Raw genomic sequence first — 7024 nt, forward strand, 5'->3', positions numbered from 1 at the left:
GTGAGCATCCTTCGCCCCGCGCTGCTGACCGACCACTACGAGCTGACCATGGTCAGCGCCGCGCTGCGGGACGGCACCGCCGACCGCCCGTGCGTCTTCGAGGTCTTCAGTCGCCGGCTGCCCACCGGCCGGCGCTACGGGGTGGTCGCCGGCACCGCTCGACTGATCGAGATGATCCGCGACTTCCGCTTCTCGGCCGAGGAGGTCGACTTCCTGCGCCGCACGGGCGTGGTGGACGACGCCGCCGCGCGGTGGCTGGCCGACTACCGCTTCACCGGTGACATCGACGGGTACGCCGAGGGCGAGCTGTTCTTCCCCGGCTCCCCGATCCTCACCGTCTCCGGCGGCTTCGCCGAGTGCGTGGTGCTGGAGACGCTGGTGCTGTCGGTGCTCAACCACGACTGCGCGGTGGCCGCCGCCGCCGCCCGGATGGTGACCGCGGCCCGGGGCCGGGCCCTGGTCGAGATGGGGTCCCGGCGGGCCCACGAGGAGGCGGCGGTCGCCGCCGCCCGGGCCGCGTACCTGGCCGGGTTCCGGTTCACCTCCAACCTGGCCGCCGGGCAGCGCTACGGCATCCCGACCGCCGGCACGGCCGCGCACGCGTTCACGCTGCTGCACGACGACGAGCGGACGGCGTTCGCCTCCCAGGTCGCCACGCTCGGCAAGGAGACCACGCTGCTGGTCGACACCTACGACATCAGCCAGGGCATCCGCAACGCGATCGAGGTCGCCGGGCCGGAGCTGCGGGCCGTGCGGATCGACTCCGGCGACCTGACGGTCATCGCCCAGCAGTCCCGCGAGCTGCTGGACTCGCTCGGCGCCACCGAGACGAAGATCATCGTCTCGGGCGACCTCGACGAGTACGCCATCGCCACGCTCGCCGCCGAGCCGGTCGACATGTACGGCGCGGGCACCGCCGTGGTCACCGGCTCCGGCGCGCCGACCGCCGGCCTGGTCTACAAGCTGGTCGAGGTCGCGGGGCGGCCCGTGGTGAAGCGCTCCGAGCAGAAGGCGACCATCGGCGGGCGCAAGGTGGCCGTCCGCCGGCACAAGCCGACCGGCACCGCCACCGAGGAGGTCGTCGTCCCGCAGGGCGTCCCGGACCGCCGCCCGCACGACCGGCTGCTCCAGCGGTCGTACGTGGCCGGGGGCGAGCCGGTCGACCTGCCGACGCTGGACGAGTCGCGGGAGCACCTGCGGCAGTGCCTCATCTCCATCCCGTGGGAGGGCCTGAAGCTCTCCGCCGGGGACCCGGCGATCCCGGTGACCGTCGTCCCGGCCGGCTGACCGCCGACTCCCCCATCGCACGCGAAGGAGCACACCCCCATGGCCAACGCGCTGATCATCGTCGACGTGCAGAACGACTTCTGCGAGGGCGGGTCCCTCGCCGTGCCCGGCGGGGCCGCCGTCGCGGCCGGGATCTCCCGGCTGCTCGCCGCCCAGCCCGAACGCTGGGACCACGTGGTGGCGACGAAGGACTATCACGTGGACCCGGGCGGCCACTTCGGTGACCCGCCGAACTTCATCGACTCCTGGCCCCGGCACTGCGTGGTCGGCACGACCGGCTCCGAGTTCCACCCCGAGCTGGCCACCGACCGGATCGAGGCGATCTTCCACAAGGGCGAGCACGCGGCGGCGTACTCGGGCTTCGAGGGGCACGCCGACGACGGCGAGCGCCTGGCCGACTGGCTGCGCGCCCGGGGCGTGGACCGGGTCGACGTGGTCGGCATCGCCACCGACCACTGCGTCCGGGCCACCGCGCTGGACGCCGCCCGGGAGGGCTTCGCCACCGTCGTGCTGCTGGACCTGACCGCCGCCGTGGCCCCGGAGACGCTGGACGTCGCGCTGCGCGCGATGGAGGGCGCCGGGGTGACCCGCTCCGGCACCGTCCCGAGCTGATCAAGAAGTTTGCGTCACCTGCGCGGCCGAACCCCGACGCGAACTTCTTGATCGACGAAACGAGCGAGCCGGGCCGGGCCGTCGACGGAGCGAGCCGGGCCGGGAACGCGACGGGCGCCGCACCCCGGCAGGGGTGCGGCGCCCGTCGGCGCAGCGGGTCTCAGCGCCTGTCGAGGTTGCCCGAGGTGTCCTCCTGGTAGCTGGCGCCACCGGTGGACTCGCTGGTCAGCGGCTTCGCGCCGCCCTCCGGCGGGCCGGCGAGGGTCTGGCCGGCGGCCAGCTCGGGGAACTTGGCGTCGAACGCCGGCCGCTCCGAGCGGATGCGCGGCATCCGGTCGAAGTTGCGCAGCGGCGGCGGCGAGCTGGTCGCCCACTCCAGCGAGTTGCCGTGGCCCCACGGGTCGTTCACCTCGACCACCGGGCCGGTCTTGTACGCCTTCCAGCAGTTCCAGATGAACGGCAGCGTCGAGATACCGGTGATGAACGCGCCGATCGTGGAGATCATGTTCAGCGTGGTGAAGCCGTCGCTGGGCAGGTAGTCGGCGTACCGGCGGGGCATGCCCTCGGCGCCCAGCCAGTGCTGCACCAGGAACGTGGTGTGGAAGCCGATCATGGTCAGCCAGAAGTGGATCTTGCCGAGCCGCTCGTCGAGCATCCGGCCGAACATCTTCGGGAACCAGAAGTAGATGCCGGCGAAGACGGCGAACACGATCGTGCCGAAGAGCACGTAGTGGAAGTGCGCCACCACGAAGTAGTTGTCGTGCAGGTGGAAGTCCAGCGGCGGGCTGGCCAGCAGCACGCCGGTGAGGCCGCCGAAGAGGAAGGTCACCAGGAAGCCGACGGCGAAGAGCATCGGCGACTCGAAGGTCACCTGGCCCCGCCACATGGTGCCGATCCAGTTGAAGAACTTCATGCCCGTCGGCACGGCGATCAGGTAGCTCAGGAAGCTGAAGAACGGCAGCAGCACCTGGCCGGTGGCGAACATGTGGTGGGCCCACACGCTCATCGACAGGGCGGCGATGGCGATGGTCGCGGCGACCAGGCCCTTGTAGCCGAAGATCGGCTTGCGGGAGAAGACCGGGATGATCTCGGAGATGATGCCGAAGAACGGCAGCGCGATGATGTACACCTCGGGGTGGCCGAAGAACCAGAAGAGGTGCTGCCACAGCATCGGGCCGCCGGTGGCCGGGTCGTACACGTGCGCGCCGAGCAGCCGGTCCGCGGCCAGCGCGAAGAGCGCGGCGGCCAGCAGCGGGAAGATCAGGATCGCCAGCAGGCTGGTGACCAGCATGTTCCAGGTGAAGATCGGCATCCGGAACATCGTCATGCCGGGGGCGCGCAGGGTCAGGATCGTGGTGATCAGGTTGACCGAGCCGAGGATCGTGCCCAGACCGGAGATGGCCAGGCCGACGACCCACATGTTCGCGCCGACGCCCGGGGAGTGCTCGACCGAGCTCAGCGGGGTGTACGCCGTCCAGCCGAAGTCGGCGGCGCCGCCCGGGGTGATGAAGCCGGCGGTCGCCATCACGCCGCCGAACAGGTACAGCCAGTACGCGAAGGCGTTCAGTCGCGGGAACGACACGTCCGGGGCGCCGATCTGGAGCGGCACCAGGTAGTTCGCGAAGGCGAACACGACCGGCGTCGCGAAGAACAGCAGCATGATCGTGCCGTGCATCGTGAACAGCTGGTTGTACTGCTCCGGGGAGAGGAACTGCATCCCGGGACGGGCCAGCTCGGCCCGCATGATCAGGGCCATCAGGCCACCGATCATGAAGAACACGAACGCGGTGACCATGTACATGATCCCGATCTGCTTCGCGTCCGTGGTGCGCAGCAGCCGCGCGAGTGCCGACCCCTTGACCGGCTCTCGGACCGGCCAGGGCCGGGTCACGACCGGCTTGGGTGCGACGGTGGTCACGAGTGGCCTCCGGTTCTGGGTTTGTGCCGCTCGGCACGCGTGGTTATCTGCGAGCCGTCATCCGTAGGGAGGATAGTCCCCGGCAGGTGGGGGTGCCGCGTGGGGTGGGCGGCTACGATGCCGCCGCCCCGCTCAGGGCCTCACAGCGGATCGACCAACAACCGGTAGTGCTCGCCGAAGATCCGCGCGCCGCGCCCGCGCAGCAGGGGGTCGCGCAGCGCGGCCGGAACGTCGCGGGTGCGGTTGCGGTCCCGGGTCCGGTCCCGCACCCATCGGGTACGGGGACGGCGGCGGCTCTCGTACGCGGCCAGGGCCGCCTCGACGCTGTCGGTGCCCGTCAGCGACTCGGCCAGCACCACGGCGTCCTCCAGCGCCATCGCCGCGCCCTGGGACAGCGTCGGCGCGGTGGCGTGCGCGGCGTCGCCGACGAGCAGCACCCGCCCCCGGGACCAGCGCCCCAGCTCCACCTCCTCGGTGACGCCGACGCGCACGTCCTCCAGCGCGTCGAGCACCTCCGGCACCGGCGGCGCGTACCCGCCGAACAGCTCGCGGAGCCGGGTCAGCGGCTCGGCCGGCGGCACGGTGCCCGCCTCGTCGGCGTAGCAGTAGAGCCGGCCGGCCCCGAGCGGCACCAGGAGGAAGCCGGCCCGCTGGCCGAGCAGCGCGGTCCACTCGGTGACCGGCGGGCCGGCGCGGACGACGCCCCGGTACACGACCTGGCCGGCCGGGCGGGGCGCGCCGCCGAGCGCGGCCAGGGAGCGGACCGCCGAGCGGGGGCCGTCCGCGCCGACGACCAGGTCGTACTCGGCGGTGGTGCCGTCGGCGAAGGTGACGCCGACGCCGGAGGGCAGCAGGTCGATCCCGGCCGGCTCGACGCCGTGCCGGACCTCGCCGCCGGCCCCGGTGAGCAGCACCCGGTGCAGCTCGGCCCAGGGCAGGGCGCGGCACTCGCCGACGCCGGCCCAGAGCGCGTCGAGGTCGACCTCGCAGAGCGGTTCACCGCAGGCGTCCAGGAAGCGCTGCCGGTGGATGACCTGCCCGAGCGGGCGCACGGGGCCGTCGAGGTCGAGCAGGCGCAGCGCGCGGGCCGCGTTGCCGGGCAGGTAGAGGCCGGTGTCGGGGAGCTGCGGGGCGGGGAGCCGCTCGGTGACGTCGGGCCGGAGACCCGCCCTCCGCAGTGCCCGGGCCACGGCCAGACCGGCGATGCCCGCGCCGACGACGAGGATGCGCAGGGGGAAGCCACCCATCGTGGTGTACGCCTCCGGGGGGTAGCGGCACGCGTTGGAGGCAAGACACTACTCGGTGCGATCGGGGCACGCCAGAGCGGATGGTCCCCGGCGCGCCCGCCTCCGACGCGCCGCGCCGGCCGCCCACGGAGGGTCCGGTCGGGGGTGATCCACGGCGACGAATGCGGACCGGGGCGAAAACTCGCCGGGCCAGGTTGCGCGAAAGTTTCAGACATGTGAATGTGTCTGCGGAGAATGGGAGCGCTCCCGAAGCACCTCCGGGTCAGTACCGACGTCCCCGCGCCGACGCCAAGGAGCATCATGAAACGTCCACTGCGCGCCCTCGCGGCCGCCGGCCTGCTCGCGGCCGGCACGCTCGTCGCCGTCGCCCTCGGCGGCACCGCCTCCGCCGACACCCAGATCTGCGAGCAGTACGGCTCGACGGTCATCGGAAACCGCTACGTGGCGCAGAACAACCGCTGGGGCACCACCGCCCAGCAGTGCATCAACGTCACCGGCACCGGCTTCGAGATCACCACGCAGAACGGCAGCAGCCCGACCAACGGCGCGCCCACGGCGTACCCGTCGATCTTCGTGGGTTGCCACTACACCAACTGCTCGCCGGGCACCAACCTGCCGGTGCAGGTCAGCCAGATCAGCAGCGCGCCCGGCAGCATCAACTACCGGTACGTCAGCGGGGCCACCTACAACGCCTCGTACGACATCTGGCTCGACCCCTCGCCCAAGCGCGACGGGGTGAACCAGATGGAGATCATGATCTGGCTCAACCGGCAGGGCCCCATCCAGCCCATCGGCTCGCCCGTCGGCACCGCCACCGTCGCCGGGCGCACCTGGGAGGTCTGGCGGGGCAGCAACGGCGCCAACAACGTCATCTCCTACCTCGCCCCGTCGGCGATCCCCTCCCTGAGCTTCGACGTGCTCGACTTCATCAACGACACCCGCAACCGGGGCGCGATCACCAACTCCTGGTACCTCACCAGCATCCAGGCCGGCTTCGAGCCGTGGCAGGGCGGCGCCGGGCTGGCCGTCACCTCGTTCTCCCAGTCGGTGAACACCGGCGGCACCCCGCCCATCACGCCGCCGCCGACCACTCCCCCGCCGGGCACGGGCGGCTGCGCGGTGAAGTACACGCCGACCTCGTGGAACAACGGCTTCACCGCCGACGTGCAGATCACCAACACCGGCTCGTCGACGATCAGCGGCTGGACGCTGGCGTACACGCTGCCGGCCGGGCAGCAGGTCACCAACTCGTGGAACGCCACCGTGAGCCAGAGCGGGTCGGCGGTGACGGCCCGGAACTTCGCCCACAACGGCACGCTCGCGCCGGGCGGCACCGCGAACTTCGGCTACCAGGCCACGCTGAGCGGCGCGTACGCGTCGCCGACCAGCTTCACCCTCAACGGCAGGGCCTGCACCAGGGCATGACGCCGGGGGCGGGGCGTGGTCACGACGACCACGCCCCCGCTCGGTGACGGGCCCGCGCGTCAGTGGCCCAGGGCGTCGATGTCGCGCATCTCCTCCGCCGTCAGCGAGAAGTGCCAGATGTCAAAGTTGGCCCTGATCCGCTCCGGGGTGACCGACTTCGGGATCACCACGATCTCGTGGTCGACGTGCCAGCGCAGCACGACCTGTGCCGGCGACACGTCGTGCGCGGCGGCGATGCGGGTCAGCACCGGGTCGGACAGGTCGGTGGTCTTGAACGGGCTGTAGCCCTCCAGCACCACGCCCCGGTCCCGGTGTTCGAGGTGCCGTTGCCGGTCGTACAGCGACGGGCTCCACCGGATCTGGTTGACCGCCGGGTTCTCCTCGGTGGCCTGGATCAGCTCGTCGATCTGGCCGGTGCCGTAGTTGCTCACCCCGACCGCCCGGGTGAGGTTCTCGTCGCGGGCGGCGAGCAGCTCCCGCCACATGGGGATGCTGTCGGCCGGCGAGGAGGGCGGCCAGTGGATCAGCCAGAGGT

At 71.9% G+C, this 7024-nt stretch carries 6 protein-coding genes; 3 read left to right on the forward strand and 3 right to left on the reverse strand.

Going from position 1 to position 7024, the window contains the following annotated elements:
• Both LPU43_RS07555 and LPU43_RS07560 read left to right on the forward strand, forming a co-directional pair.
• The gene (locus tag LPU43_RS07555) at positions 1-1287 is read left to right on the forward strand and encodes a nicotinate phosphoribosyltransferase (protein ID WP_229399531.1); all 1287 of its coding nucleotides are present in this window, start codon (positions 1-3) and stop codon (positions 1285-1287) included.
• A 39-nt stretch (positions 1288-1326) separates the two neighbouring features.
• Positions 1327-1899 carry an isochorismatase family protein gene (locus LPU43_RS07560; protein WP_229399532.1) on the forward strand — a complete coding sequence of 191 codons (573 nt, stop codon included), beginning with the start codon at positions 1327-1329 and terminating at the stop codon, positions 1897-1899.
• 160 nt (positions 1900-2059) lie between these two features.
• Here the strand turns inward: LPU43_RS07560 and ctaD are convergent, their stop codons facing one another.
• Complete coding sequence (ctaD, locus tag LPU43_RS07565; RefSeq protein ID WP_229399533.1) at positions 2060-3817, reverse strand: aa3-type cytochrome oxidase subunit I; 1758 nt, start codon at positions 3815-3817, stop codon at positions 2060-2062.
• Positions 3818-3957: 140 nt separating this feature from the next.
• The gene (locus tag LPU43_RS07570; protein WP_229399534.1) at positions 3958-5064 is read right to left on the reverse strand and encodes an FAD-dependent monooxygenase; all 1107 of its coding nucleotides are present in this window, start codon (positions 5062-5064) and stop codon (positions 3958-3960) included.
• A gap of 300 nt (positions 5065-5364) precedes the next feature.
• Here LPU43_RS07570 and LPU43_RS07575 point away from each other — a divergent pair, with 300 nt between their 5' ends.
• The gene (locus LPU43_RS07575) at positions 5365-6489 is read left to right on the forward strand and encodes a glycoside hydrolase family 12 protein (protein WP_229399535.1); all 1125 of its coding nucleotides are present in this window, start codon (positions 5365-5367) and stop codon (positions 6487-6489) included.
• Positions 6490-6548: 59 nt separating this feature from the next.
• On the opposite strand, the gene LPU43_RS07580 is transcribed toward LPU43_RS07575, so the two are convergent.
• Positions 6549-7024: aldo/keto reductase (locus LPU43_RS07580; protein WP_229399536.1), on the reverse strand; the 476-nt coding region annotated here is incomplete at its 5' end.

Origin of the sequence: Micromonospora okii, from assembly GCF_020884795.1 — a bacterium.
Taxonomy (GTDB): Bacteria; Actinomycetota; Actinomycetes; order Mycobacteriales; family Micromonosporaceae; genus Micromonospora; species Micromonospora okii.